At 63.0% G+C, this 23,359-nt stretch carries 24 protein-coding genes; 12 read left to right on the top strand and 12 right to left on the bottom strand.

What is annotated here, in order from left to right:
• Positions 1 to 126: 126 nt before the first annotated feature.
• Positions 127 to 2,001 (bottom strand): PAS domain S-box protein, encoded by a 1,875-nt coding sequence (locus tag VSR34_RS17960; protein WP_342963117.1) that lies wholly within the window; start codon positions 1,999 to 2,001, stop codon positions 127 to 129.
• Positions 2,001 to 3,017, bottom strand: coding sequence for an ABC transporter substrate-binding protein (locus VSR34_RS17965; RefSeq protein WP_342963162.1), 1,017 nt, complete (start codon positions 3,015 to 3,017; stop codon positions 2,001 to 2,003). The genes VSR34_RS17960 and VSR34_RS17965 overlap by 1 nt, the downstream gene beginning before the upstream one ends.
• Before the next feature lie 471 nt (positions 3,018 to 3,488).
• Between VSR34_RS17965 and VSR34_RS17970 the strand changes: the two genes are divergently transcribed.
• The 5 genes from VSR34_RS17970 (at position 3,489) to VSR34_RS17990 (ending at position 7,003) form a co-directional block, all read left to right on the top strand.
• On the top strand, positions 3,489 to 3,830 hold the full coding sequence (locus VSR34_RS17970) for a hypothetical protein (protein WP_081716167.1): 342 nt from the start codon (positions 3,489 to 3,491) through the stop codon (positions 3,828 to 3,830).
• Between the two features lie 204 nt (positions 3,831 to 4,034).
• The gene (locus VSR34_RS17975; RefSeq protein WP_081716163.1) at positions 4,035 to 5,687 is read left to right on the top strand and encodes a response regulator; all 1,653 of its coding nucleotides are present in this window, start codon (positions 4,035 to 4,037) and stop codon (positions 5,685 to 5,687) included.
• The gene (locus tag VSR34_RS17980) at positions 5,684 to 6,316 is read left to right on the top strand and encodes a response regulator transcription factor (protein WP_028213883.1); all 633 of its coding nucleotides are present in this window, start codon (positions 5,684 to 5,686) and stop codon (positions 6,314 to 6,316) included. Before VSR34_RS17975 ends, VSR34_RS17980 begins: the two co-directional genes overlap by 4 nt.
• Positions 6,317 to 6,452: 136 nt before the next feature.
• Entirely contained in the window at positions 6,453 to 6,698 is a 246-nt protein-coding gene (locus VSR34_RS17985; protein WP_028213884.1) for a hypothetical protein, read from the top strand.
• A 92-nt stretch (positions 6,699 to 6,790) separates the two neighbouring features.
• On the top strand, positions 6,791 to 7,003 hold the full coding sequence (locus VSR34_RS17990) for a hypothetical protein (protein ID WP_028213885.1): 213 nt from the start codon (positions 6,791 to 6,793) through the stop codon (positions 7,001 to 7,003).
• A gap of 52 nt (positions 7,004 to 7,055) precedes the next feature.
• On the opposite strand, the gene VSR34_RS17995 is transcribed toward VSR34_RS17990, so the two are convergent.
• Together VSR34_RS17995 and VSR34_RS18000 are read right to left on the bottom strand one after the other, a co-directional pair.
• Positions 7,056 to 8,300, bottom strand: coding sequence for a hypothetical protein (locus VSR34_RS17995; protein WP_028213886.1), 1,245 nt, complete (start codon positions 8,298 to 8,300; stop codon positions 7,056 to 7,058).
• 705 nt (positions 8,301 to 9,005) lie between these two features.
• Complete coding sequence (locus tag VSR34_RS18000; protein WP_342963118.1) at positions 9,006 to 10,361, bottom strand: metallophosphoesterase; 1,356 nt, start codon at positions 10,359 to 10,361, stop codon at positions 9,006 to 9,008.
• Between the two features lie 366 nt (positions 10,362 to 10,727).
• Here VSR34_RS18000 and VSR34_RS18005 point away from each other — a divergent pair, with 366 nt between their 5' ends.
• Together VSR34_RS18005 and VSR34_RS18010 are read left to right on the top strand one after the other, a co-directional pair.
• Positions 10,728 to 11,924, top strand: a complete 1,197-nt coding sequence (locus tag VSR34_RS18005) for an NnrS family protein (protein ID WP_342963119.1) — start codon at positions 10,728 to 10,730, stop codon at positions 11,922 to 11,924.
• Positions 11,925 to 12,034: 110 nt separating this feature from the next.
• Positions 12,035 to 12,580 (top strand): heme-binding protein, encoded by a 546-nt coding sequence (locus VSR34_RS18010; protein WP_154671342.1) that lies wholly within the window; start codon positions 12,035 to 12,037, stop codon positions 12,578 to 12,580.
• An 83-nt stretch (positions 12,581 to 12,663) separates the two neighbouring features.
• Here the strand turns inward: VSR34_RS18010 and VSR34_RS18015 are convergent, their stop codons facing one another.
• The 7 genes from VSR34_RS18015 to VSR34_RS18045 all read right to left on the bottom strand — a co-directional run bounded on the left by VSR34_RS18015 (position 12,664) and on the right by VSR34_RS18045 (position 18,351).
• Positions 12,664 to 12,969: an NIPSNAP family protein gene (locus tag VSR34_RS18015; protein WP_028213891.1), complete on the bottom strand. Its 306-nt coding sequence runs from the start codon at positions 12,967 to 12,969 to the stop codon at positions 12,664 to 12,666.
• Between the two features lie 73 nt (positions 12,970 to 13,042).
• Positions 13,043 to 13,552 carry a DUF1697 domain-containing protein gene (locus VSR34_RS18020; RefSeq protein ID WP_028213892.1) on the bottom strand — a complete coding sequence of 170 codons (510 nt, stop codon included), beginning with the start codon at positions 13,550 to 13,552 and terminating at the stop codon, positions 13,043 to 13,045.
• Between the two features lie 87 nt (positions 13,553 to 13,639).
• Positions 13,640 to 14,440 carry a Pr6Pr family membrane protein gene (locus VSR34_RS18025; RefSeq protein WP_202905116.1) on the bottom strand — a complete coding sequence of 267 codons (801 nt, stop codon included), beginning with the start codon at positions 14,438 to 14,440 and terminating at the stop codon, positions 13,640 to 13,642.
• 359 nt (positions 14,441 to 14,799) lie between these two features.
• On the bottom strand, positions 14,800 to 15,222 hold the full coding sequence (locus tag VSR34_RS18030) for a hypothetical protein (RefSeq protein WP_342963120.1): 423 nt from the start codon (positions 15,220 to 15,222) through the stop codon (positions 14,800 to 14,802).
• A 289-nt stretch (positions 15,223 to 15,511) separates the two neighbouring features.
• The gene (locus VSR34_RS18035; protein WP_342963121.1) at positions 15,512 to 15,916 is read right to left on the bottom strand and encodes an SRPBCC family protein; all 405 of its coding nucleotides are present in this window, start codon (positions 15,914 to 15,916) and stop codon (positions 15,512 to 15,514) included.
• Between the two features lie 155 nt (positions 15,917 to 16,071).
• Positions 16,072 to 17,160, bottom strand: a complete 1,089-nt coding sequence (locus VSR34_RS18040; protein ID WP_342963122.1) for a DMT family transporter — start codon at positions 17,158 to 17,160, stop codon at positions 16,072 to 16,074.
• A gap of 930 nt (positions 17,161 to 18,090) precedes the next feature.
• Positions 18,091 to 18,351 (bottom strand): hypothetical protein, encoded by a 261-nt coding sequence (locus VSR34_RS18045; protein WP_342963123.1) that lies wholly within the window; start codon positions 18,349 to 18,351, stop codon positions 18,091 to 18,093.
• Between the two features lie 74 nt (positions 18,352 to 18,425).
• Between VSR34_RS18045 and VSR34_RS18050 the strand changes: the two genes are divergently transcribed.
• From VSR34_RS18050 to VSR34_RS18070, 5 genes are all read left to right on the top strand, one after another.
• Positions 18,426 to 19,139, top strand: coding sequence for a hypothetical protein (locus VSR34_RS18050; protein ID WP_342963124.1), 714 nt, complete (start codon positions 18,426 to 18,428; stop codon positions 19,137 to 19,139).
• Between the two features lie 975 nt (positions 19,140 to 20,114).
• The gene (locus tag VSR34_RS18055; RefSeq protein ID WP_028213896.1) at positions 20,115 to 20,459 is read left to right on the top strand and encodes a hypothetical protein; all 345 of its coding nucleotides are present in this window, start codon (positions 20,115 to 20,117) and stop codon (positions 20,457 to 20,459) included.
• Between the two features lie 64 nt (positions 20,460 to 20,523).
• Complete coding sequence (locus VSR34_RS18060) at positions 20,524 to 20,817, top strand: hypothetical protein (RefSeq protein ID WP_028213897.1); 294 nt, start codon at positions 20,524 to 20,526, stop codon at positions 20,815 to 20,817.
• A gap of 243 nt (positions 20,818 to 21,060) precedes the next feature.
• The gene (locus VSR34_RS18065) at positions 21,061 to 21,375 is read left to right on the top strand and encodes a DUF4148 domain-containing protein (RefSeq protein ID WP_342963125.1); all 315 of its coding nucleotides are present in this window, start codon (positions 21,061 to 21,063) and stop codon (positions 21,373 to 21,375) included.
• Between the two features lie 614 nt (positions 21,376 to 21,989).
• Complete coding sequence (locus tag VSR34_RS18070; protein ID WP_081716165.1) at positions 21,990 to 22,313, top strand: four-helix bundle copper-binding protein; 324 nt, start codon at positions 21,990 to 21,992, stop codon at positions 22,311 to 22,313.
• 308 nt (positions 22,314 to 22,621) lie between these two features.
• Here VSR34_RS18070 and VSR34_RS18075 read toward each other — a convergent pair whose 3' ends face one another.
• On the bottom strand, positions 22,622 to 23,341 hold the full coding sequence (locus VSR34_RS18075) for a TetR/AcrR family transcriptional regulator (RefSeq protein WP_238328029.1): 720 nt from the start codon (positions 23,339 to 23,341) through the stop codon (positions 22,622 to 22,624).
• Positions 23,342 to 23,359: the final 18 nt, after the last annotated feature.

Here is a 23,359-nt window from a genome sequence, read left to right on the forward strand (position 1 = left end):
TCTAGGTAGCGAAAATGTGCGCGTCTTGGTCGTTTGGGGTGCGCGTCATGACGATTTCTGCACAGCATGCGGAAAGTGTAGAGGACTACCAGGGTGCGCACCGGTAGCGGCGGCGGGCAGAAGTCGTTATTTGAATTCATTGTCGGCGGGCAAGCCCCGGCCGACGTTCTCCGGCGTCTCGCTGAAAACGAGGCGGACAGTCGACCCCGGGCCATCCCGGCTCTCGATCTGAAATTGCGCGCCAATCATTCGCGCGCGCTCGCGCATGCCTTGCAGACCATAAGAATTGCCACGGACCGCTTTCGTGACGTCGAAGCCGCATCCGTCATCATGAACTTCGAGCTCGAAATGGTTGTGAACGCAACGGAGGACTACCTCCGAGTGCGAGGCATGAGCGTGCCGGCTAACGTTGGTGAGCGCCTCCTGGGCGATGCGGAAAACAGCTGTCGCGCGATCGTCGCTCAACGCGGGCTCGCGGCCTTCGAGCCGGAAACTGCAAGCTGTCGCGTTATGGTGCGTGAAGTCCTGGACGAGCCATTCGAGCGCGGAAAGCAGTCCGAAGTTCAGGGCGGCCGGGCGCAGGTGACTCGCGACGTTACGGACGATGTCGATGGTGCGTTCGGCCAGATGGCCGATGTCCGCCACCTTCTGCTTCCAGTCGGCGCCCTGGCTCAGAGCGAGCTTCAGCAAGGACACGTTGATCTTGATTGCGGTGAGCAACTGGCCCAGTTCGTCGTGGATCGTCATGGCGATCTGCCGCCGCTCCTCTTCGCGGATCGACTCCTGATGGGATGAGAGTTGCCGCAACTGTTCGCGCGAATGGCGAAGAAGCTGCTCGGTCCGCGTGCGTTCGCGCACTTCCTCCGCGAGTTGATCGCGATGACGTGTGAGCACTTCCATCGCCTGCTTGCGGTCGGTAATGTCGGTCAGTTGCCCTTCGAGGTATCGTGGCCCTGCGCCGTCGTAGCGTATCCCGCGGGCATTGAGTTGGCACCAGACCGCGCTGCCGTCGGCGCGAGTCAGCTGGATTTCCAGTCCCGCGATCTTTCCCGTGAGTGGGAGCATCGAGAACAGGTGAGCAGTCGTCGCGGCGGAGAAAGGCGGGCGTAGAACACAAACGGCGGGCACCTCATGCGCAAGCGCCGCCTTCATGCTCTCGATGTCGCGATAGCCGAGCAGTTGGACCATCGCGGGATTCGCTTCGCAGAGCTTGCCGTTTCGATCGAGCACGAAGAATCCTTCCAGCGAGTGCTCGATGATGCTGCGGTACTTGCGCTCGCTCTCCCTGAGCGACGCCGTGGACTCGCGCAGCCGGTCGGCCATGACGTTGACGCGCGAGGCGAGCCGGCCGAGTTCGACGCTGGATTCGATCGCGCATCGGCTGTCGAGATCGCCGGAGGCGATGCGATCGACCATGTCCTCGAGGCGTCGAATGGGTTCTCGTACCAGATGCTTTGTTAGCAGGAACGTCGTGAGGTAGAGCACCGCGAGCACGAGCGCCAGGGTCGCGAGCACGGCGGCACGCGCGGTCTCGAACCCTCGTTCGGCAAGCGCTTTCGTCAATACCACGCTGACCTCGCCGATCTTTTCTGCAGGAACGTCGCCGGGAGGCGCGAATTCAATGGGGCGCACGCGCACGACCTGCCGGTCCGGGGCAGGCATCGGCGCGTTGCGCGCATCCGCGAGCACGCCATAATTCGTCGCGGTGACGGTGAGGCGAACCACCTCCGGGTTCGGTTGCAGGGCGTTCAGCTGGCGCGCGATCGCGTCGCGATCGACGTTCCATAGCGGTTGTGCGAGCGATTGACCCAGGAGGTCGGCAATGCGGTTCGCGCGTTCATCGAGTTCGGCGATCCGGCTTTCGCGCGCATGCTCGAGCAGGACGAAGGCTGACGTCCCCGCGACCAGCGTACACAGCACCAGCAGCGAAAGTATGAGTTGCGCATGCAGGCTGCGCGGGAAGCGTTGCCGTGGACGTGATGGCCACCGTGCCAGCCCCATCACGCGGCCTTCGAAGCAGAATTGAGCAGGGCATCGAGATCGAAGGTGTACGCGCCTGCGCGGTGGCTCAGAACACGCGAAAAGCCGCTGAAGTCGAGGGAAGCGCGGTCTTGAAAGGTCATTTCGTAGTAACGCTCGGCGTTGGCGCCATGGAGGACCTTCAGGTAGTCGAGCCGCTGACGCGGTCCGCCCACTTGCGCGAAATCCGCGCCGTGATGGTAGTCGTGGATCAGCACCATGGCGCATGCGCCGATGAACTGATCGCCCGCCACGATTGCGGCCAGCTCGCCGCGAATCACCGACGCAACAGCTTCGGACAGCGCGCCGACGCCCCCAATGGTGGTGGAGAGATGCCGCTCCCGTACCGCGCTCAACGCGCCAAGCGTCATCGAATCGTTGGCACCCCAGATGATGTTGGCATCCGGATAGCGTGACAGGAGCACACGTGCCTTGTCGCGGCCGTCGGCAAAACTCCAGTCGCCGTAGACGAGCTGGTCGATATGGTCCTCCGGCCGGCGCGCGAGCGCGGCCTGCGCCCCGGCGGCGCGCTCCGCCGAAACCGGTGTGGCAGGGTCGCCGGTAATGCCGATCACGCTGGCCGGTGTGCTGCCGTTCACTCGCATCAGGTAATCCATGAGCCGGAAAGTCCCGCGCTCTGCGTTGGCGGTGATGGTGCCGATCCAGTTTGCGATCCGGCCGCGTTCGTTGCCCGTTCGCGCCCGCTGGGCTTCGGTCAGATCGTTGTGGATCAGCAGGATCCTGGCCGGGGAGCGCGCCAGCGTCTGCAGCATCTGGGGCGCCGCCAGTTTTTCGTTGACGATGACCACGTAGTCCGGTGCCTCTGACCGGGCCGCGACGGATTCGGCCTGGCGGAGCATCAGGAGATGATCGCGTTCGGCATACAGCACTTCGAGTTCCATGCCGAAACGCTTCGCCGTCGCCGCCATGAAGCGCGAGACGAGTTGCCAGTGCCGGCCGGTATCGTGTTCCACGCTTTCCCCCGGATTCAGGAACACGACTCGCGCCGGCGCGCGGCCGACCGGTAACGCAAGACTCGCCCGGGTCGTCGCAAGACTCGCGCCGATGCCAATGCATCGCGCGATCATCTGTCTTCTGTTCATACGAAATCAGCGTAAGCCACGCGGGGCGCTCTTTGGAACCGAAGGGTCAGTCGACAAGGCGACGGTGCAATGAGTATGGACGGGGCAATGTGTCGGGGCCGGTGCGAAGCCCCATACCTGTCCGTGCCTTAATGATTCGGCAGCATAGCGCGACGGAATCGTGCCGACAATCCGATGAACTGCGGGCTGAACCCAGCGCTGCAATTCAAGGGCGCAATCCACGGCGCGGCGGCCGATGTTCAGGATTTCCTGACGCGCGATTCAGGATTGCCCTTTCTCGTTTGCAGTCGAAGACGACTGCCAGCGGTCATTGGGCAGGTTCATGATGAAGCGGGTGTCAATCCGAAGCTGCAGAGGCAACGTGCAATGATTTCCGGGGTGGTGGGCCGCAACACGTGCGTTCAGGACGTCAACACGATCTGCATGCGCCTGTTCGACACATGGTGCGAGTCGCGCAATCTCACACCGCTGGCTTACCTGATGCACTGCTGGCCGCTATCGGACTGCCGCCCGCACACGATACGGCGTTTGCAGGAAACGATGAAGGATCTGCGCCGCAACCACGCGGACAAGCTCGATCCGTACGCGTTGTCGGTGCTCGGCGAACTCGCCAGCCATCTCGACGAATTGATCGACCGTGCGCAAACCACCGCGAGTCATTCGTTCGCTGATTCGCTGCCACGCTGGAGCGTGGGAGGGGAAGGCTAACGGGGCGAGCAAGTCCGCTGATAAACGTTGCCGAAGGGCCATGGCTTCGGCAGCAAGCAAAAACAATGGAACCAGGGCCGGAGCGACTGTGGACATGACGACTACCAGCGGGGCTTGTACGTGGTGCAGCGCGCGCAAAGGCATCCAGCGTGAGGGGTGGATGGGGGAGCGCGCGAAACGGAACGTTCCTGGGGGCGCGTCGCCATGAGCGCCCAGCCTGGGTTGCGCATCGCCACGGCGATGCCCGGCACGATCCTGGTGGCGGCCGGCACGCCGAACGAGACCAGCCTGATCGCGGATCACTTCGTATGGGAGGGGTTCCGGACGCTCGCCGCGAGCGACGGCCTCGATGTGCTGGAACGCGCGCGCCTTTCGCAGCCGGACTTGATTCTGCTCGATGGCGAGGCCACCCGTGTGGACGGCCTCGCCACCTGTCTGCGCCTCAGACTGGACGAGCGCACACGCGATATTCCGGTCTTGCTCATGATGCCGGCGTGCAGCCATCGCGACCTCTCCGATGCGTTCAGGGCCGGCGCAGCCGACCACGTGTCGAAGCCTGTACGCGTCGAGGAACTGATGGCCAGGGTGCGCGCGCACGTCGCGTTGCGCACCGCTCAGCAGCGGATCGCCACGCAGCAGCGCGAACTGTTCGAAGCCGCCGGGAATCAGCGTCGAATGCAGGCGGCTTTCGCGCATGTGCGCGAGGAGCTCACGCAGCGCGTCGCGCGATGTGCCTCCGAACTCGCCCGCGTGAAGGTGGAACTGGCCGCCCAGGTCGCCGCGCGGCGCGATCTCGAAGGCCGCCTGAGCGCGTGCGAAACGAGGTTTCGCGCGATTGTCGAATCAGGTCCGGTTGCGATGGGCATTACGTCGATGCCGGACGGCAAACTTCTCTATGCCAACGCGCGGTTTCGCGAACTGTTTCGTCTCGAGGAGGCGGCGTGCGCTAACGTCGAGATTGCCGATTTTTACGTCGATCCGGCCGAGCGCGAGCGGCTGGTGCGCTGTCTTGCCGCTCAAGGCAGCTTCGACGATGCGGAGGTCGAACTGTGCCGGCCCGACGGGACGCAGTTCTGGGCCATGGCGACGGCGAGGGTGTCGACGTATGAGAGCGCGCCCGCCATTTACGTTGGGCTGCACGACATATCGGGGCGCAAGCGCGTCGAGGAAGAACTCGTTCGCTCGCGCGAGCAGCAGCGCGAACTGTCGGCCTATCTGGAAGGAATTCGCGAAGACGAGCGCAAGCGAAGCGCGCTGGAGATACAGGACGAACTGGGCCAGTTGCTCACCGTGCTGAAGATGGATGTCTCGCTGCTGAGGATGCGGCTCACCGACGATCCCGAGGCGATCGGGCGGGCAGACGACATGCGTGAACTGGTCGAAGGCACGATCTGGATGGTCCGCAACGTCGCCAGCCACCTGCGGCCCGCCGCGCTCAACTTTGGCCTCGTTTCGGCGCTCGAGTGGCTGACCGGTCAATGGAGCCGGCGCCACGCCATCCCGTGCGAGTTGCACATCGAAGCCCGCGAGCCCGCCTTGACGGACGCGCAGACGACGGCCCTCTTTCGTATCGTCGAGGCCGCGTTGACGAACGTCGCGCGCCACGCGGCGGCTACGCGCGTGCGCGTCATGCTCACCGCGGGGCCGGGCTCGCTCGATCTGCTCGTTCGCGATGACGGCCGCGGATTCGACGTGGCAGCCGCGCATGGAAAATACGCGTACGGCCTGCTTGGCATGGCCGAGCGCGCAAGGTTGATTGGTGGTACGTTGATCATCGAAAGCCGGGCCGGCAAGGAAGCCGCAACGGGCACCCTGATTTCGATCCATGTTCCGCTAGAAGGCAGTTCCAGCCCATGATCAGAATACTCATCGCCGATGACCATGCCATCGTGCGTGGCGGACTCAAGCAGATCCTCGCGACGACGGCCGACATCGCCGTGACGGCGGAAGCGGGGCAGGGTTCGGAAGTGATCGAAAAGCTGAGAAGCTGCGACTTCGATCTCTTGCTGCTGGACATGACGATGCCGGGCATCAGCGGCGTCGATCTCATCCGCCGCGTGCGCGCCGAGCAGCCTGCGTTGCCGGTGCTCGTGCTCAGCATCCACAACGAGGCGCAGGTCGCGTCCCGTGCGCTGCGCGCCGGCGCCACGGGGTATGTGACGAAGGACAGCGACCCGGACGTGCTCCTCGCCGCGATCCGCAAACTCGCGGACGGTGGCCGCTTTATCGACCCCAAACTTGTGGACGCGATGGTGTTCGAGAAGCATTCGGGCGATGTGCCGCCGCACGAGGTCCTCTCGGACCGCGAGTTCCAGGTGCTGCAGATGCTGGCGGCGGGCAGGAGCATCAACGACATCGCCGATACGTGCGCGCTCAGCGCCAAGACGATCAGCACGCACAAGATGCGGTTGATGCAAAAGCTCGGGCTCACCAACAACGCCGAGGTGATCCGCTACGCGATTCGCCATGGTCTGATCAGCGAATAGACGCGAGCCACGCGCGGCCGGAAGGAAATCCTGACAAACGAACCAGCCATTCCCGAAGGATCTATCTACCCGTCCCGATGGCGGCCGGTTTTACGGCTGCCTACGATGCTTTCGGGCGGAGTGTGGGGGAAAGGCGATGGCAGTGCGGCAGTCGTTGGGGGCAGCGGTCGTGAAGTGGCTGTGCCCCACCAGCAGGCAGACGGCGCGGGTGGTGACGGTGCATCGTTCTCCATCGGGACGGATCGTCAGCGTGTACGTCGAGGCGCAGACGGCGGACGGGCCGCGTGCGCTCTTTTTCTTCCGCCATGCCGATCGCGGCTGGCAGGTGTTTCCGCCCGAGACCATGCGTCCTTCGATGGGGTTGGGGCGCGTAGCGGCCTGAACTGAGCGGCAGGCATTGCGTCATGCCTGCCCGATGGAGAAATGGCGGACACGTCGCGTTCACGGGTGCGGCGGCCGCGTGGGAGATTGCGCATGGACGATATTGCGCCGGAGGATGGCTTGTCCCAGTACGAGACGAATCTGCGTCAATGGATGAGCCGGTGGTACGACCACGCCGTGGCCGAGGGACTCGTGCGTCCGCCGTTTTTGCTCGACGACGCCAAGGCCGAGCGGCTCGAAGGCTATTTCGCCGCAGGATTGACACCCTCGGAAGGCGCGCAGGCTTTTTTCGGCCGCGCGCATTGATGCTTGCCTCGGCGCCCAAACGTCGGTCGCAGACCGGCACTTCCAGGCACGCCTAGAATACCAATCCGAAGAGCCGTTTGATCAGATCTTCCAGCGACATCATCGTCAGTGCCAGCGGCAGGATCGGTATGAGCACCGCGGCCGCGAGGCGAATGACCGCATCCCTGGTAATCGGTGCGATGCGCATGGTTCGCACCACGTCGAAACTGTTGGCCAGATCGGCAAGCGACTGAATATCGCCGCTCCCCACCAACGGCTCGCCGTCAGGCGAGCCGCCCCGCAGCCACTTGGTGTCGAATTCCCGCACGTATCGTTCGGCCAGCATGCCATATTCGCTCAGGCCGGTCCGCTTCGCCTGGGCCAACTGCGGCGCGAAAACCAGTAACGGACCAAAGACGAGGCACAGCAGGAAGACAACCATTGCCCCCGTCTCGGCCTTGAACTCCGTGAGTGCCGCACCTGCGAAGAAAATCCGGTTGGCGAACTGGGCGGCGAGCATGGCGCCGTGCGCGGCGAGGAGTGTCATGAACGCATAGACAGTATTGGAAAGGAATCCGAGACCGCCGACGCGATCGGGATGCGTGGGAAGGAGGCTCAGTTCGATCCGCGACACCTGCCAAAGCAGCCGCGTCCAGATGAACAGCCGGAAGTACCAACGGATCAACAGGAACTGGAATATTGGCACACTGATAAAGGCGTACCACAATCCCGCGTGCGAAAGAGTCAAGCCGCCGGAGGACGGTATCGCATACCAGGTCGACGTCGTTTGCAGTGCCATGTATTGGCGCCAGACAACGAGAACGCCCACGCCGTACACGAGAGCGATCATGATCAGCTCAGCGGCTACCGAATTGCGCAAGCGGAATGCCGATCGGACGGCTTCGTCGAACCGCGTCACGGACGCTTCCGGGATGATCTTCCGGTCGAGAAATGCCCGCGCGATCGGACGCAGGCGCCGATGCACGACCAGTTCGGCGATGATGAGCAGGGGCACCGCCACGAGGAAGCGGATGTGAACTTCCAGGTCCATCAGGAATGGCACGGTCACCTGGCTGCCCAGCAAGTGTCCGTCGAGAGCAGCGAGCGCGAGGAGGGGCAGCCACGCCACGAGCGAGATGACGATCACCCGCTGGCGTACCAGATCGAGCGCATCGTCGGCCATGTGCGTGCGGCGCAGAAGCTGGAAGAGCGGGCCGCCTAGCACCAGTGAGAAGTTTTGTGTGTCCTGCAGAATTTCTTCGGCAGTCGGGGCCGGGCGGATTCTGTGCTCCGGTCCGATATGTAGGTAGCGGTTCATGATTTGGCGTGCCTCCCCCTCTTGATCGATTCCGTGGCCACGGCGGCGCAGGGGACCGCATTCGATGCGGATTGCGCGAGTCGTTCACGCATGCCGTTTGACGCACGACTGCCGGGCCAGTGGGCAGCCTCGGCCCAGGTCTCATCGTAAGAGGGGGGGAGATCCCACCTTTTGATCCATGTCATGGTTGCGCGATCCTGGCTCATGCGTGCTGGACGCACTCCAGTTCATTGCTCAACACGGCCAATGAAAACGCAAATGATATGGAAATTGAACGCGTTCGAGTTTCTATTGGCTCTCATGGCTCTCGAACGCGGCTGTGCGCGCCCAGGGGACCTCGAAAAAAGCGGCGCCGTGGCGACCCCGTGCCGGCTGATGCCGTGCACGAGTCGCCTCGACCTGGTCGGCTTCCTGGCCCCGGGCATGAGCAGTCCCTGGGCGAGCGGCCGGTAGCGATACTATTCAGCGCAGTCAGAATGGGAGCATCCCGGTTGCGCCCTCGTTCCTGCTTTCTGATTCGGACTCCTTGACTGGATGGAACCGGAAGGAATCGAACAGATCGCCGATCGCAGGCGCATTCGTGGGCACGTATGGACTGGAGGTAAGTGACTGCCCCAAGGCTCGCGAGGCGTGCTACCTGACGCGATGGCCTCGGCTAACGCATACTCAAGCCGTGGTCATCGGGTCGTGTGGCTTTTCACGACGTCATCCGCTGGATTTCCCGCCTTGCGCGAACGCCCGAATGCGCTCGGCCAGTGCGGGTATTCCGGCATTACGGGCCACGTAGTGGGAAAGCTGGCGGGTCGCCAGATCCACGGTCACCTGATCGTCGGGCGCCTTGGTATAGGGGCCGTCGACTGCGGCGTGATATTCGATCCGCAACTGGGTTGCGTCCGCCACGATGCGCAAATAGCCGTAATTCCGGTCGTCGTAGTTTTCGATGACAACGGCATCGGTGTTCTCCGTTGCGGCCTGGAGCAGTTGCGGCGCGCGAAGCGGCGGTTGCCCGTTGGTGGTCAGTCGCTGCACACCGTGCCCGCCGTTGCCGCACACGATGTATGGGATGTGGGTGCCGTCCGGCCGTGTGCGCGTAAAGCGCTGGTAGTTGTGCGCGTGACCCGCAAGATCGACGTGAGGCCATACGCCGACCTCGTTGCAGATTGCATCGATCTGCCGCTGCATTTCGATACTCCAGCCATGACGTCCGCGCGCAACATACGGCGGGTGATGATGCGCGAACAGCAATGCGCCCTTGTAGCCTTCCTTCTTCACCCGCATCAGCGCGGCCTTGAGAAATTTCAGCTGACTGTTGCCGATGTCCCTATCGGCAATCACGCCAGGATCTTCGAGCGTATTGCTGTACAACGCGATGATGCGCACGAACGGAGCTTCGAATGTAAAGAAAACGCCCGGCTGAATCTGCGCAGTACGTGAAAGATGGCCCGCGTCGGGCGAGACCTCAAAGCAGTCTGAACAGAAGTTGCGCAGGAAAGCTTGCAGACTCTTTTCATGCTGTAGAGGCGAGATCATTCCATCATGATTGCCGGCTACTGCGAGGATCGGCGCATGATAGTCGCGATAAGGTTCGTAAAACTGATCGTAGTAGTACTGCGCTTCGCCGAAACTGTAGACGATGTCGCCGAGCAGAAAGTTGAATTGCGGGACTTCGGCAGGATCGGTTTCGTCGAAGTCGCTGACCATCTTTTCTGAGACTTCATTCTGCGTTTGCGGGCCTCTCGTATTGCCGCAATCGCCCGTGGAGTGAAATACGATTTGTCCATTCGCATTGATCTTGTCGAGAACGTTCCGATCGTTGTTGATCACGTCCGCGAGTGTCAGACGGGGCTCGACACCCCCGCGCGGCGCGGGAAATGGAAGCGCCTTGAGTTTGTGCTCCCGGTTGAGTTCATCGATCATCCGGTAAGCGGCCGCATCGGATGCGTGTCTGACGACGAAGGTTTGCGGATCGGGCGTGGGCTGCGGCTGCGAGAATACTGGGGCAGAGAGAACGCGTTTGTTCGCGTTGCTGGCTGACGTTCGAACTGATTGCTTCTTTGCCATGTTCTGTTTCCTCCATCGCGGTTAACAATCCGGGACAGCGTTTCAACATCGATATGGCCTGCTGAATGCGTCATGCATGGTTCCTTGCCGAATGCTTCCCGTGAGACGATGGCTCGCCGTGTAGGTTCAGTCGTCCATGGCTTCGCGCAGACCCAGCGGCCTGCGAAACGACAAGCAAAAAATCCGGGGCGACATTACACCGCACTCTCGGTTCTATCCCTCCATCGTCCACGCCCCGTGTCGGTTTCCCGGGCGTCTGGCTGGATTTTCGGCCGCTGCGGCGAGGGGGCCATCGATGTCGCAGCGGCAATTCTCTCGCAATCGATATAAGATGCATTCGAAATGAATATATTGGCGTGAGCGACCATGAACGTCTTTCGAATCGAAGAACCCAGCCGGCAGGCTCGCGGCGGTTTCGCGCTGTGGGCGCTCGGCTTCCGGCCGTTCTATCTCGGCGGAGCGCTCTTTGGTGCCGCAGCGCTGCTGGCCTGGATGGCAGCGTGGTCCGGCCACCCGTTGCCGGGTATTCGTTCGTATCTGCCGGGCATGTTCTGGCACGCGCACGAGATGATCTTCGGCTTTGGCGCCGCGATCGTCGCCGGTTTTTTGCTGACAGCCGTGCGCGCCTGGACCTCGGTGACGCCCGCGCAGGGCAAGTCCCTTGCCGCGTTGTGGCTGCTGTGGCTCGCGGGGCGCGTCGCGGTTGCCTACGCACCGCCCGCCATCGCCGCCGTGGTGGACAGCCTCTTTCTGCCGGCGTGTGCGCTCGTGCTGCTGCGCGTGCTGGTTCACGCGAAGAACAGCCACAACATTTTCCTGCCGGTTGCGCTCGGCATGCTGGCCGCGCTGAACGTGGCGTTCCAGCTTTCGATGCTGGCCCTGCGCGCGGACTGGGCGCTGCATAGTGCCTGGCTCGCCGTGGGCATGCTGGTGCTCTTCATCACGATTATCGGCGGACGCATCATTCCATCGTTCACGGCCAACGCCGTGCCCGGTCATACTGCGCGGCGCTGGAAAGCGGTCGAGCGCCTGGTGATGCCGCTCAGCCTCTTCGCGTTCGTGTTCGATGCCGCGTTCGGATCCGGCGTCCTCGTCGCGGTCGTTGCGGGCGCAGCGGCGTGCGTGCAAGGCGCGCGCATTTGGGGCTGGCGTTCGTGGCGTGTCGGCAACCGGCCGATCCTTGCCATCCTGCACGTCGCCTACGCATGGATACCCGTGGGGTTCGCGCTGCTGGCGCTCTCCGCGCTGGGCTTCGTTGCGCACACAATCGCTATTCACGCCTTCACGGTGGGGGCGATCGGTTGCGCGATCATGGCGATGATCACGCGCACGGCGCGCGGACACACAGGCCGCAAACTGGTGGCAGGCTATGTCGACGTCGCATGCTATGCGCTGCTCGTACTCGCCGCGCTGATTCGCGTGCTCGGGCCGTGGGTCGCGCCGCAATGGCTCGCGTTCTGGATCGAAGCCTCGGCAGCCTGCTGGGTCGTTGCATTTGCGGCGTATTGCTGCCGCTACGCCAGTTGGCTCATCGCAGCGCGCGTGGATGGAAAGGAGGGCTGACTTTGAGGTTCTGGGCGCGCAGAGCTTGCACGCGGCGTATCGCGCGAGTATGTTGATCGGCTTGGGCTCCATGCGCGCTGCGCTTCGGCCCGCCGATGAAGGAGTGTGCGATGCATCGCTCTGTTCAGATCGCAGGCGCGGCCTGCCTCGTCTTCGCAACCGCCTCGCAGGCTCAGACCTCGGCAGCGCCGCCCTCGGCGTCCGCTTCCTCTCAGTCCTCGGCTGGCGTGCCAGAACGCATGCCTCACGACATTCCTTACGGTCCGCCTGTCGCTCTCGATGTCGCGAAACATCTGCTTGCGCTCGCGGAAGCCGAGGCGCGCAGGCGCGACTGGAAAATGAACATTGCCGTGGTCGACCCGCATGGCGATCTCGTTGCGTTCGAGCGCATGGATGGTGCGCAATATGCATCGGTCGAGGTTTCGCAGCGCAAGGCGCGCACGTCCGCGCGCTTTCGGCGTGAGACGCGCGAGTTCTATACCCAGTTCGAAAGCGGCCACGCCTACGTTGCCACGCTCGACCCAGATCTCGTGGCATCTCCGGGCGGCTTTCCGCTAATCGAGGACGGCAAGGTCATCGGTGCGATCGGTTGCGGTGGCGGCACGGGTGATCAGGATGCCGTAGTATGCAAGGCCGCCGCTTCCGCCGTAAAGTGAAGGCGCGAGGCCAGCTCGCGAGCGGACTCGCTGCAAAGCGCTTTCGTCATCCGCGATGAGTCGAAACGTTGGGTGCAGACGGCCTACGACAACACCGGCCTGAAGAAACTCCGCTCATAGCTCACGATGCAGCGTGTCTGTGCCGCGTAATGAAACGCTGCCTGGCATTCGCTGTCCTTCATGGAGTCCACACGGTACGTTTCATAGGCCGCGAAGCTCGGGAACGAAAACAGCGCAAGCGCGATGTTGTTGGCGCCTTCGGAAGGCAGGAAGTAGCCGTGGTGCTTGCCACCGAACTTTTCCACTAGCGGAATCCACATCCTCGCGTAGGTTTCGAATTCTTCGAGCCGGTACGGATCGATCACGTAACGCAGGTAGCAGGTAATCATGGTTTTTTCTTCGAGTTGTTCAAAAAAACGTCCTTTACGGTGTTGCCGCGTCGCGGCGCGAGCCGGGCGGTGCTCAAGCTTGCGCCATTTCCAGAAGCTTCGCCACCGTATTCATGTTGCGCGCCGTTCCCGCTTTGGCTGCAGCAATCCTGAGCCTGGACTGCCCAATGCCGTCTTTGTAATGCACATAGATCTCACGGACACCTAAAGCGATTTCCTCGGCCTTCTGGCCGCTCACCTGTTCGAGCGCGTCGACGGGCGGTGGCGCATCCAGGAAGATGGCGACGGTGCGATCGGGCGCGGCATCGGGAAACGGATTCGCACGTAGCACGGCAGCCAGTTCCGAAACCGAACGCACTACCGCGCCAATCGGCTTGCGCGCATATGCCTCCAGACGCTGCTCGAGCTTCTTTTTTACTGCGGCCTCTGCAAGGCCGCTCTCGAACATCACGTTGCCGCTAGCGATGTAGGTGCGTACGTGTGCGAAACCGAGCGCTTCACACATGGCGCGCAGTTCTGCCATGGGGAGTTTGCCGGTTCCACCGACGTTCACTGCGCGCAGAAGGGCGATATAAACAGGCATCGGAGTCAGAACGAAGTGGCGATAGCGCACAGCAGACCACGCGCGCTCGAATGTGCAATTGGAATCCTGTGCGCTTGCCAAGCCAGATTACGTGTGGGTAGAAACGTCGTGATGCTGGGCGCTGCTTCGCTGGAGCGAGGCGAGTGAGTCGGGGCGCCGCAAGTCCGTTCCGCCGAGCCCGTTGTTTGCCGCCACGGCAGCTCGCCTTCGCGCGTTGATCGTCATGAAGGACGCCATCAGCACCATGAAGGCGATGAGCAGCAAGGCACTGTTGAGGAGCACGTGAGCATAGCCGAGCTGCCCCACGTCGATGAACGGATACGGGTAGAAGTCCGTCTCGCTGCCGCGCCAGAACGTAACGGCGAGATAGCCGAGGGGATAGGCGAGCCACGCGGGAAGTTCGCGAGCGGTGATGGCGAAGCGCGGCACGAATAGCAGCCAGTACGCCGCACACAGCAGCGGGATGAGGCTGTGCAGACTTTCGTTGAGCAAGGCGCGATACCCATGCGGTGTCCAGAGATGCCGCAGCAGCAGATTGTAAGCAATGCCAACGAAAACGATATACACCGTGACTGCACTGACTGTTGCCGGTGCGCTCAGGAATCGGCCCGGCCACGCGCGCACGCGCAGCGCAACGCAGGTGAACGTGAGCGCGACGAGGAGCACCGTGAGGTTGGTGAGGTACGCGGTGAGCCGGCCGATCGCCTCGAACGTATCGAAGCCGCGCAGCGCCATGCGGTGGATCGTCAGGTCGGTTTGCGCGGCGAGCGCACACCAGGCAAGCAGTGCAATCGCGCCCGCCATGGCGGTGGCATACGGGCTTTGCCGCAGCGCCGTCATCGTGAGGGGCGCGGCAGCTGCGGTTGCGGGCAGAGGGTGTTCGGACATTCGGCGATGGTAGCGCACAACGGGTTTGCGCGCCGGTGCCTTCCTGCCCGGCGGCAGGCGGGTTCTCGCCGCCAGCGCGTCCGGCCGCCGAAACGAGATGGAGCCGCGCGCAGCCATGGAGGTCGACCGGCAGCACAGCGCGCAGCGTGGGCGCTTCGTTCGCTACGCCTATCACGTCCGTGCGCCTATGAATCGGGCCTGATGCAGAGGCGTGAAGAAAACAGTTGCGCGACTTAGGGGAAACCCCTATAATCCGTTTTGTCTCCTCCATGTCTCCGATATGGATTCAGCCCGCCCTCTCTGGCGGGCTTTTTCTTTTCCACGCGTCATTCGCGCGAACTGGCCGCAATTCCGACTGGTCATTCCTTGAAGAACACGACGTCGCATTTGCGCGTGGTCGTGCGCGAGCCGCTGCCGGTAGTTGCGTCGAATTGAGCGCTGACCTCGTAGGTATACGGCGTCTGCCTGTCGGCCCGACCCGGCGGCGAACTCGTCAAACCTTGGGCGACGAGCGTGGCCGATCCGTCGGGTTCGAGCTTGCCGTCCAGCGTGAGCCAGCCGGCGGCGTCCCTCTTGCCATGTTCGCCGTGCAGGACGTTTTCCTGGATCTCGGCGGGAAACTGGTACCGGTAGCCGGAAGCCCCGCCGGCAACTTTGGGGCACGTGAGCGTCACGTTCCAGTCGCCGTCGAAAGTCCCCGCTGCGTGCGCTATCGGCGTCCCTGCAAGGCTCACGCAGAGAGCGACGCCCTGCGCGATCAACGTTAATTTGCCTGCCCCCATCACCGCTCCTGTCATCGAGTCATCTGGCACCATTCGGGACGCAAGGCCCGTGCCGGTATGGACGCCGCCGCACAGACTGATTCGCTCTGGCAACGAGCGTGCCGTTCGACCCAGCGCGTGCCCGGCGACGGTTTTCCGTGCAACTAACTGTCAATCGCAGCCGGCGCCAGCGAGTCCGGTGTGGGCAGGGCAACCTGCTCGAGTCCCCAACGTTTATCAAAGCCCGCTGTCGGTCGGACGTCCGCCCGAGGGGCACGCGGCAACGCCTGTCCCTGATGGGGAACGGCGCTCATCCGTGCTCGCCGAGGTTACGGCGGAGCGCCGCGCAGCCCGCGTCCATGAGCGGCTCGACCATCCCGGTCCGTTCGTCCGGCTTGAAGTCGCTGATCCAGACCAGGCGGCAGCGGCCGCGTGCAGCGGGCACTTCGGGCACGACCTGCATGGTCGCGTGATGATGCTCGAAACGTCCGCCACCCACCGTATAGGCGATGCGCATGCGCGCGTCATCGACGCTGATCACGCGTTCCTCGATCACGTCGCCGTTGGCGAACCTGACCCATCGCACGTCGTTTTCCATGCGCGCATCGGTCAGTACGCCGGCAAACATTCGGGCAACGTTCGCGGGGTCGCGCAGCGCGGCCCAGACGTCTTCCGCAGCGGCTTCAATGGAGATGTCCCTGTAGATGGTCGCCATCGCACGTGTCTCCTGGTGTCGTTCGACGAGTGCATGTTGCGCGTCCGAGGCATGGCGCGCCTGGGAAATCTTGACGTCGTTTTCGGCCGATACCCGACGCTATGGCGGAACCGTTCCGGCGCCGCATCGGAAAGCGCGGCTGCGGGGTCCAGCGCTCAATGCGCGTGCCGATGGTGCACGTCGGGGTAATGCGCGTGGCTATGCGTGATCGGCGCGTGACGATGGGGGTGCGTGTGCGGTTCGGTGCCGTCCCAGGCGAAATCGTGCTCGTGCTGATGGTGCGCGTCGTGCCGATGCGCGTGCGTGTGTTCCAGCGGCTCGTGCGTGTGCGCGTGGTCATGTCGCTCGCGCACGTGCAGCCAGACGCCGAACGCCATCAGCGCGAGCGCGAGCCAGAAGGTGAGCGCGGGGCGCTCGGGCCATAGCAGCAGCGAAAGCGCCACGCCGAAGAGCGGCGCCACGGAAAAGTAGGCGCCGGTGCGCGCCGTGCCGAGATGGCGCAGCGCGACGACGAATAACACGAGACTCACGCCATAGCCCGCAAAACCCACGGCCATGGCGCCGCTGGCCACGTGCCACGCGGGCCAGTGCGCGCCCGCGGCGAGCGCGACACCGATGTTCACGGGACCGGCCACGAGCCCCTTGGTGCAGGCGATGACCATCGCGTCATTGGTCGAGACCTTGCGTGTGAGATTGTTGTCGATGGCCCAGCACAGGCACGCGCCGGCCACGAGCAGGGCGCCGGGTGCAACACCGGCATGCGCGCCGGGCCATGAAAGAAGCGCGCCGCCCGCCACGATCGCCCCCATGCCGAGCGCGATCTGCGCATCGAAGTTCTCGCGAAAGCAGAACCATGCAATGAGCGCCGTGAGCACGCCTTCGAGGTTGAGCAGCAGTGCGCTCGTGGCGGCGGGCGTGGTGCCGAGCCCGAGCATGAGCAGCGCGGGCGCCGCCACGCCGCCCGCGGCGATCGCGCCGGCAAGCCACGGCAGTTCGGCAATGCGCAAGGGGTTCTGCACGGGATGGTGCCCAGGGTCATGACTGGCTGAGGCGTCGTTGCGGCGCGCAGCGACGCGGCGCAGCAGCAGTACGATCGCCAGCCCTGAACCGCTGCCCAGATAGAACAGTCCGGCCAGCATGAATGGCGACACGCTGCCGAGCAGCGCCTTGGCGAGCGGCGTGGTGATGCCGAACAGGGCGGCGGCGAGCAACGCCGTGAAGATGGTGTGCCGGTGGGAGGTCATCGCAGATCCAGCGGAAACGACAAAAAAAGCGTAGAAGAAGCGCGGTTGGCGCGCAATGGTAGTCTGGATCTGACTTGAAGGCGTCATCACTTGCACCGGGGCGTGGCCGGGCAGCATCTGGGCCTGCCAGGACGGAAGCATCACAGACATCGTTGGTGTTGTGTTTACAACAGAAAGATTGCAGCCAGGACGACGATTTTTTCAGGAAATCCTGACTGGCCGTCTCATAGGTGGACGCATAGACTTGGGCTGCCGAACGACATTGTGAGAGGGCTCGTCAGGTCCGATATGTTGGACGCTTTCGTGCTGGTCGAAATCGGCGAGTATCCCCTTCGCGCGTCATGTCCACCCGCATGACGCGCATTTTCCATTTCGGATGTAGCTTTCTGAGCGCCCCGCGCGTTCTGCGCTTCAAATGCAGCCGGGCGGCGAGCAAAAGACACGCTGTCCGATGCAGGTGTGGTCGCGTAAGAGGTGACCGCGCTCCGCGGAGGACGTGACTTCGCGCGAATCGGTGCGAACGCTTGTCGAGGCGGCCAAAAGCCTTGGCCTTATCACTGGCTTGGTACACGTTGCCGGTATTTCTCGTTCCCAGGCCTCTATTTGTGGAAACACTGGCAACCGAAGCGGATTTGCCCGACCCCGAGGATACCGAGGCCATTTTCGCCTTCGCGCTGTCATTCAATGAATATGAGCGATACGGCTCATTCGAGAAATCCTCGGCTCTAGCAAAACGGAAGCCGCGACAAACGCTGGGGGAGTTGCGGGAACGGATTATCTTTGATTGCTCGTGCATCCGGGGATGTCGGAGGCGATAGCCAGGTTCAACTGAATGCCAGGGAAGTCAGATACAACCGCCGTCCATGCGGGCAGCCGCGCCGCCATTGCCGAGTCGCGGCTTCGCCCGTCCTTTTCCCGGTCACTCAGCGGTCAGTCGAGGCCGATAGCGCTCTCCGCGCGCGCTGAACGCTGAGTGTGATGGCCGCGGCTCACTGTAAAACCCGGCGTTGTTTTTCTAATGCGAACCTTTTCCGCCGTTTCCGCCGTTTCCGCCGTTTCCGCCGTTTCCGCCGTTCCCGCCGTTCCCGCCGTTTCCGCCGTTCCCGCCGTTCCCGCCGCCATGGCCGCCATTCGCCCCATTGCCGTGACCACTTTGACCCCCAGCGCCCTGGCCACCACTACCTTGGCCACCGTTTCCGTGGCCACTGCTGCCTGAGCTGCCGCTGCCCGAACTGCCGCTGCCCGAACTGCCGCTGGCTGAACCGTTGCTGCTCGAGCCGCCGTTTCCGTGGCCACTGCTGCCTGAACTGCCGCTGCCCGAACCGCCGCTGCCTGAACCGTTGCTGCTTGAGCCGCCGTTTCCGTGGCCACTGCTGCCTGAACTGCCGCTGCCCGAACCGCCGCTGCCTGAACCGTTGCTGCTTGAGCCGCCGTTTCCGTGGCCGCTGCTGCCCGAACCGCCGTTACCTGAAGCGCCGTTTCCATGGCCACTGTTGCCGCCGCTGGCCGACCCGCCGCTTGCTGAGCCGCCGCTTGCTGAGCCGCCGCTTGCTGAGCCGCCGCTTGCTGAACCTCCGCTTGCTGAGCCGCCGCTGGCCGACCCGCCGCTTGCTGAACCTCCGCTTGCTGAGCCGCCGCTTGCTGAACCTCCGCTTGCTGAGCCGCCGCTGGCCGACCCGCCGCTTGCTGAACCTCCGCTTGCTGAGCCGCCGCTTGCAGACCCGCCGCTTGCCGAACCGCCGCTTGCTGAGCCTCCGCTTGCTGAGCCTCCGCTTGCTGAGCCGCCGCTTGCCGACCCGCCGCTTGCTGAACCGCCGCTTGCTGAGCCTCCGCTTGCTGAGCCGCCGCTTGCCGACCCGCCGCTTGCTGAACCGCCGCTGCCCGAGCCGCCGCTTGCCGAACCGCCGCTGCCAGAACCATTGGTGGCTGAACCGCTACCGCCCGAACTACCGTTAACGGAACCGCCAGCCCCTTGTTGACTGCCTCCGGCGCCACTATTGCTCTGGCTGCCGCCACTACCCGTTCCATTGGTGCCCCGATCGCCGCTCCCGCCCTGGCTACCTCCACTTCCGGTTGCAGTGGCTCCCGTGCTCCCGCTCCCGGTACTTCCCGCAGCGATGCCCCCCGCGCCTGCGCCGCGTGTTCCAGTGCCGCCCAATCCATTGTGCGGAGTTCCTGGGCTAGCGACTGCGACGCCGGCCCCGCCACCGATTTCCGCATCACCGGCAGTCCCGCCTCCGGTCCCTGAACTTCCGGTGCCCGTGCCGGGGTTGGCTGCAAGGCCCGTCGCGACACCCGGATTTTCGGCACCGCCTGCCCCGAAGCTATTGCCCACGACCAGGCCCGCGCCGTCTGTCAAACCAGCGCCTTCCCCCGTAGCGGGTGCTCCGCTCGCAAGCGGCTGTACAACTCCAGCGAGAGTATTCGTTCCACTTGCAGGCGCTTCAACGCCACTCAGAAACGCTTGCTCAACGTCATTGGGTTGCGTATTCGGCGAGTGTCCGGCGACGGACGTATTCGCCATCACAACTGCTGCGTGAAGACTGACTGCCAGCATCGTCAGTACTTTCCACGGTCCCCGATCTCCATGCCCCGGAATAATGGTTTTCACTTTGCACTCCTGATTAGCTGGATCGTTGCACGACCCGTGCTCAATTGTCAGGCGGCATCCGTGATGCCTCGCCTTCAGCCGCCTTTCCCCTTTTGTGTGAGTCAAGTTATCTGGGACATCGGGCATCAACCGTTCGTTAACCAACGAAACGCCGAAAGCGAGGGGATATCCCCATGGACCGATTGCCTGCGCGCGATGTGAAGTCGGTACCTGGTGTGCCGGACAAAGGGTGCCCGTACTGGGGGGCGACCGATTTAAACAGGCATTGGCGACGCACTGACGCATACAAATTGCTTACAGTGTCGGATATAGTTGATGTATCAACTTGATTGACGGAGGGACGATGACGACCGAGCATCGATTTGTCGGGACGCTCGAAGCGCGATTGCTGGACGTGCTGGCGGATGGATCGCAACGAAGCGTCGCGCAGTTGGCCGCAGCCTCGGGTGTGGCTGGCCGGCGATTAGCATACGCGCTTAGGGAGCTAGTCTTGAGCGGCGACGTGCATGTCTCGCAGCGCGACAGTCGAAATGGCGAGTGCCATTTCAAGCGTGGCCTCGCTCCCGTTAAAGACCGAACACGACGCGCGCAACAGTCGACGGGCACTGCGAACAAGTCGCCCACGATGGACCCGGTCTCCGCGGCCTTTCACGCGATGGTGTCCCTGGGGCATCTGGTTCCAGCGTAACGGCATATGACACTCTAAAAAAAAGAAGTGAGATTACCTTTGTTGTCCTGAAGAAAAGCTGATCATGAACTGCAAGCCTAAAATCATTCACTGGGAGGACGTTGAACCTACACGTACCTTCCTGAAGTATTCAATTGCTGCCAGCGATCTGGGTCTCGGGCTGGACGAATGGCCCCTGTTCCTCGAAACGGCCATGGGCAGCGGCAAGCCATTCGAGCGCATGCAGCGACTGGAACACGGTACCTTGTACCGGCAGGGAAGAGATCTGGTCCTGCTCGTGTTTAACAGCAACATCATTAATCGCAAGGTCTGGTCATCGCCATGTCGTGAGAAAGCGTTGTCGATGGTTGTCTCTTAACGAAACCGGGTAAGTAGCCTTTATTTCATAAATTGATCTCACAACGCGCGTCGCGATGCCATGCGCGATGCGATAACGCGCTCAGCGGGTATCGGACAATCCGGTTTTCGTCATCCAGGCGCCCTTCGCTTGCGGAGATTCGGGCGGCGATACTGTCTCGGCAGGCTCGAATCACGCCGCCAACGCCACGCTCCCTGTATCAGCCCGGGCATGAGTGCGCGCCATGCGCAAAAGGAGGTCGTCGTGAAAGCGGTTATTCTCGCACTCACCGCCACATCGGCCATTGCTGCATCGCTCGCGGCGTTCGCCCAGTCGGACGCGCAGTCGCCCGTCACACGTGCGCAGGTGCGCGCCGAACTCCAGCAACTCGAGCAGGCTGGTTACAGACTCTCAGGCGAGGATCCCAGCTACCCGCAAGACATTCAGGCAGCAGAAGCGCGCGCCGCTGCCCGGAATGGCTCGACCGCGTACGGTGGCGTATTGAGCGGGTCATCGGCATCTGGCTCGTCTACTACGGGCTTGCCCTCTGCTCCCGCGAGTCAGGTATACGATTACTGAGCAGCCCGCTACGTCAGACGGGGTACATCCGGTTGTTGGCGGCCCCGTCGCTGACGCTGGCGATGTAATCAGCCATCGAGATGGCCCGTCAACTGTGTGAGGGCCCGCACACTTGCCATGGTCGATGCGGCCAGGCCCAGGGAAAGGCGCCCCTCCCCGACAACGCAGCAGCCCGCGCCGGGGTGGCCCAACCCACCATCGGCGCCAAAATGATGGGGACAGTGATACCGGGCTTTGTGAGCAGTTTGATTGCGTTGATGCAGCAAGAGCGCTAGCCAGGCTCCCCAGTTCAAAAGTCCAGTGCTTAATACCGGCGCAACTGCACGTGCCAGTCGCTGAAGCGTGCGTGCGCAATATTGATGGTTGGAACAGACTGAACGCCGGCCTATCCTGAAGAAGCGGATCGGGGCATGTCGTCGTTCCGATCGAACATTATCTGACATGCCTCGTGCTGCTATTGGCCTACCGGTGGCTGGCACGCGACCTTCCTTGCACGATCCATGCGCCCTTCAAGCGAGCCGGACTCACTGCCAATCCGCCGCTCGCGTCTTTAGGCGGCCAACCGGACCGGAGTCTGAGAGAGGCGCGCCCTCGCCGTAATCTGGAGACGCATCATGAACACTGAGGCCTACCAGTCCTGCATCGACGCATGCGATGCTTGCGCCGCCGCCTGTGACCGCTGTGCATCGGCGTGCCTCGCAGCCCCTGGCGTCGCAGCGATGACCAAGTGCATTCGACTCGATGCCGATTGCGCATCCCTGTGCCGATTCACGTCCGCTGCACTGGCTCGGCAGAGTCATCTCGCCCCCGAACTTTGTGCGCTGTGCGCGAGGATCTGCCACGAGTGTGCAGAGGAATGCGGCCGCCATGCGCCCGAGCACTGCGGCACGTGCAGCGATGCTTGCCGCGTATGCGCGGAAGCCTGCCGCGAGATTTGATGTTCACGTGTGCGTCTACGGCACGCCCCGGGACGGAAATCGGCGGCGGAGACCGGTTGCGCATGCGTCCGGAGCCAGGATCGGCGGCGCGCCAGGCTTGGTGTGCATAACTCGATGTTGCGACGATCGGCGCCGTTGGAATAGATGGGCAATCGAATAAGCCCAATGACGGCGTTTGGCGTGCGCCGTGCAAAAGCAGCACTTTCCCGCGTGCGTAAGTCCCGCCCGGCAACCGCTCAATGCCGCACGATTTCGGCCTGCTGGAACGTCGTAATGGGCGGGCACTCGCCTGAGGCTTTCGTGGATTGTTATGTGTGTCTCTGCGTACGCTTCCCGTGCGAGCGCGCACTGCTGAAGGACGCGGCACGTGCTTCGCCGAGAGCGATCATCGCGTCGGCGAGCTGTTCCATTTGCGATTCCATGGATCTCTTGTCGCCGGACTGCATGGAAACAAAGGCGCCATCAAAGCCAAGCATGCCGAAGTGAGCAATGTCTTCGACGACGTCTGAATCCAGGGCGTCACCCTGGACGCTGAACGCGTCGCGGACAAGCCCCCGCATGTAGTTGCGGCCCTCGTTGCGAACGCGAATGACCGTCTCCAGGGCTTCGGGATCGGCTGCCTCATTGCTCATGACCATGATGAGCAGCAGGCGCAGGAAGTTTTCCCTGTTCCTGAACACTTCGCCTGCCTTCCTGAGGTACCAGCCCAGCCGTTCACGCGGCGTTTCACCTTGGGGCTCCCGGTGAGCTTCCTGCATGGCTGCAAAAAAACCGTGGGCGCCCTCGGCCATCACTTCGGCAAGCAGTCCGCCCTTTGAACCAAAGTGATGGTAGATCGCGCTCTTCGGTATGCCGGTAGCATTGACCAGGGCCGACATTGAAGTGCCTGCATAACCGCACGCGGACATCACACGTGAGGCAGCGTCGAGGATTTCCTGGCGCGATTTCTGCCCGCGCCGATTGGTTGTCTTTTGTGACTTTTCCATTGAACGATGATAGTCCGCGAAGTCATGAACCGAACGGTACATTTCTCATGGCTTGCCCTA

Source organism: Paraburkholderia sp. JHI2823 (assembly GCF_038900695.1).
In the GTDB taxonomy this organism is placed as follows: Bacteria; Pseudomonadota; Gammaproteobacteria; order Burkholderiales; family Burkholderiaceae; genus Paraburkholderia; species Paraburkholderia mimosarum.

Bases quoted from the DNA above. Each gene is read 5' to 3' on its own strand.
- VSR34_RS18000 (WP_342963118.1), bottom strand. From the start codon at position 10,361: ATGGCAAAGAAGCAATCAGTTCGAACGTCAGCCAGCAACGCGAACAAA.
- VSR34_RS18055 (WP_028213896.1), top strand. From the start codon at position 20,115: ATGACGACCGAGCATCGATTTGTCGGGACGCTCGAAGCGCGATTGCTG.
- VSR34_RS17980 (WP_028213883.1), top strand. From the start codon at position 5,684: ATGATCAGAATACTCATCGCCGATGACCATGCCATCGTGCGTGGCGGA.
- VSR34_RS17975 (WP_081716163.1), top strand. From the start codon at position 4,035: ATGAGCGCCCAGCCTGGGTTGCGCATCGCCACGGCGATGCCCGGCACG.
- VSR34_RS17990 (WP_028213885.1), top strand. From the start codon at position 6,791: ATGGACGATATTGCGCCGGAGGATGGCTTGTCCCAGTACGAGACGAAT.
- VSR34_RS17995 (WP_028213886.1), bottom strand. From the start codon at position 8,300: ATGAACCGCTACCTACATATCGGACCGGAGCACAGAATCCGCCCGGCC.
- VSR34_RS18035 (WP_342963121.1), bottom strand. From the start codon at position 15,916: ATGGCGACCATCTACAGGGACATCTCCATTGAAGCCGCTGCGGAAGAC.
- VSR34_RS18030 (WP_342963120.1), bottom strand. From the start codon at position 15,222: ATGGGGGCAGGCAAATTAACGTTGATCGCGCAGGGCGTCGCTCTCTGC.
- VSR34_RS18020 (WP_028213892.1), bottom strand. From the start codon at position 13,552: ATGCCTGTTTATATCGCCCTTCTGCGCGCAGTGAACGTCGGTGGAACC.
- VSR34_RS18070 (WP_081716165.1), top strand. From the start codon at position 21,990: ATGAACACTGAGGCCTACCAGTCCTGCATCGACGCATGCGATGCTTGC.
- VSR34_RS18015 (WP_028213891.1), bottom strand. From the start codon at position 12,969: ATGATTACCTGCTACCTGCGTTACGTGATCGATCCGTACCGGCTCGAA.
- VSR34_RS18010 (WP_154671342.1), top strand. From the start codon at position 12,035: ATGCATCGCTCTGTTCAGATCGCAGGCGCGGCCTGCCTCGTCTTCGCA.
- VSR34_RS18060 (WP_028213897.1), top strand. From the start codon at position 20,524: ATGAACTGCAAGCCTAAAATCATTCACTGGGAGGACGTTGAACCTACA.
- VSR34_RS18025 (WP_202905116.1), bottom strand. From the start codon at position 14,440: ATGTCCGAACACCCTCTGCCCGCAACCGCAGCTGCCGCGCCCCTCACG.
- VSR34_RS18040 (WP_342963122.1), bottom strand. From the start codon at position 17,160: ATGACCTCCCACCGGCACACCATCTTCACGGCGTTGCTCGCCGCCGCC.
- VSR34_RS17985 (WP_028213884.1), top strand. From the start codon at position 6,453: ATGGCAGTGCGGCAGTCGTTGGGGGCAGCGGTCGTGAAGTGGCTGTGC.
- VSR34_RS18005 (WP_342963119.1), top strand. From the start codon at position 10,728: ATGAACGTCTTTCGAATCGAAGAACCCAGCCGGCAGGCTCGCGGCGGT.
- VSR34_RS18075 (WP_238328029.1), bottom strand. From the start codon at position 23,341: ATGTACCGTTCGGTTCATGACTTCGCGGACTATCATCGTTCAATGGAA.
- VSR34_RS17970 (WP_081716167.1), top strand. From the start codon at position 3,489: ATGATTTCCGGGGTGGTGGGCCGCAACACGTGCGTTCAGGACGTCAAC.
- VSR34_RS17960 (WP_342963117.1), bottom strand. From the start codon at position 2,001: ATGGGGCTGGCACGGTGGCCATCACGTCCACGGCAACGCTTCCCGCGC.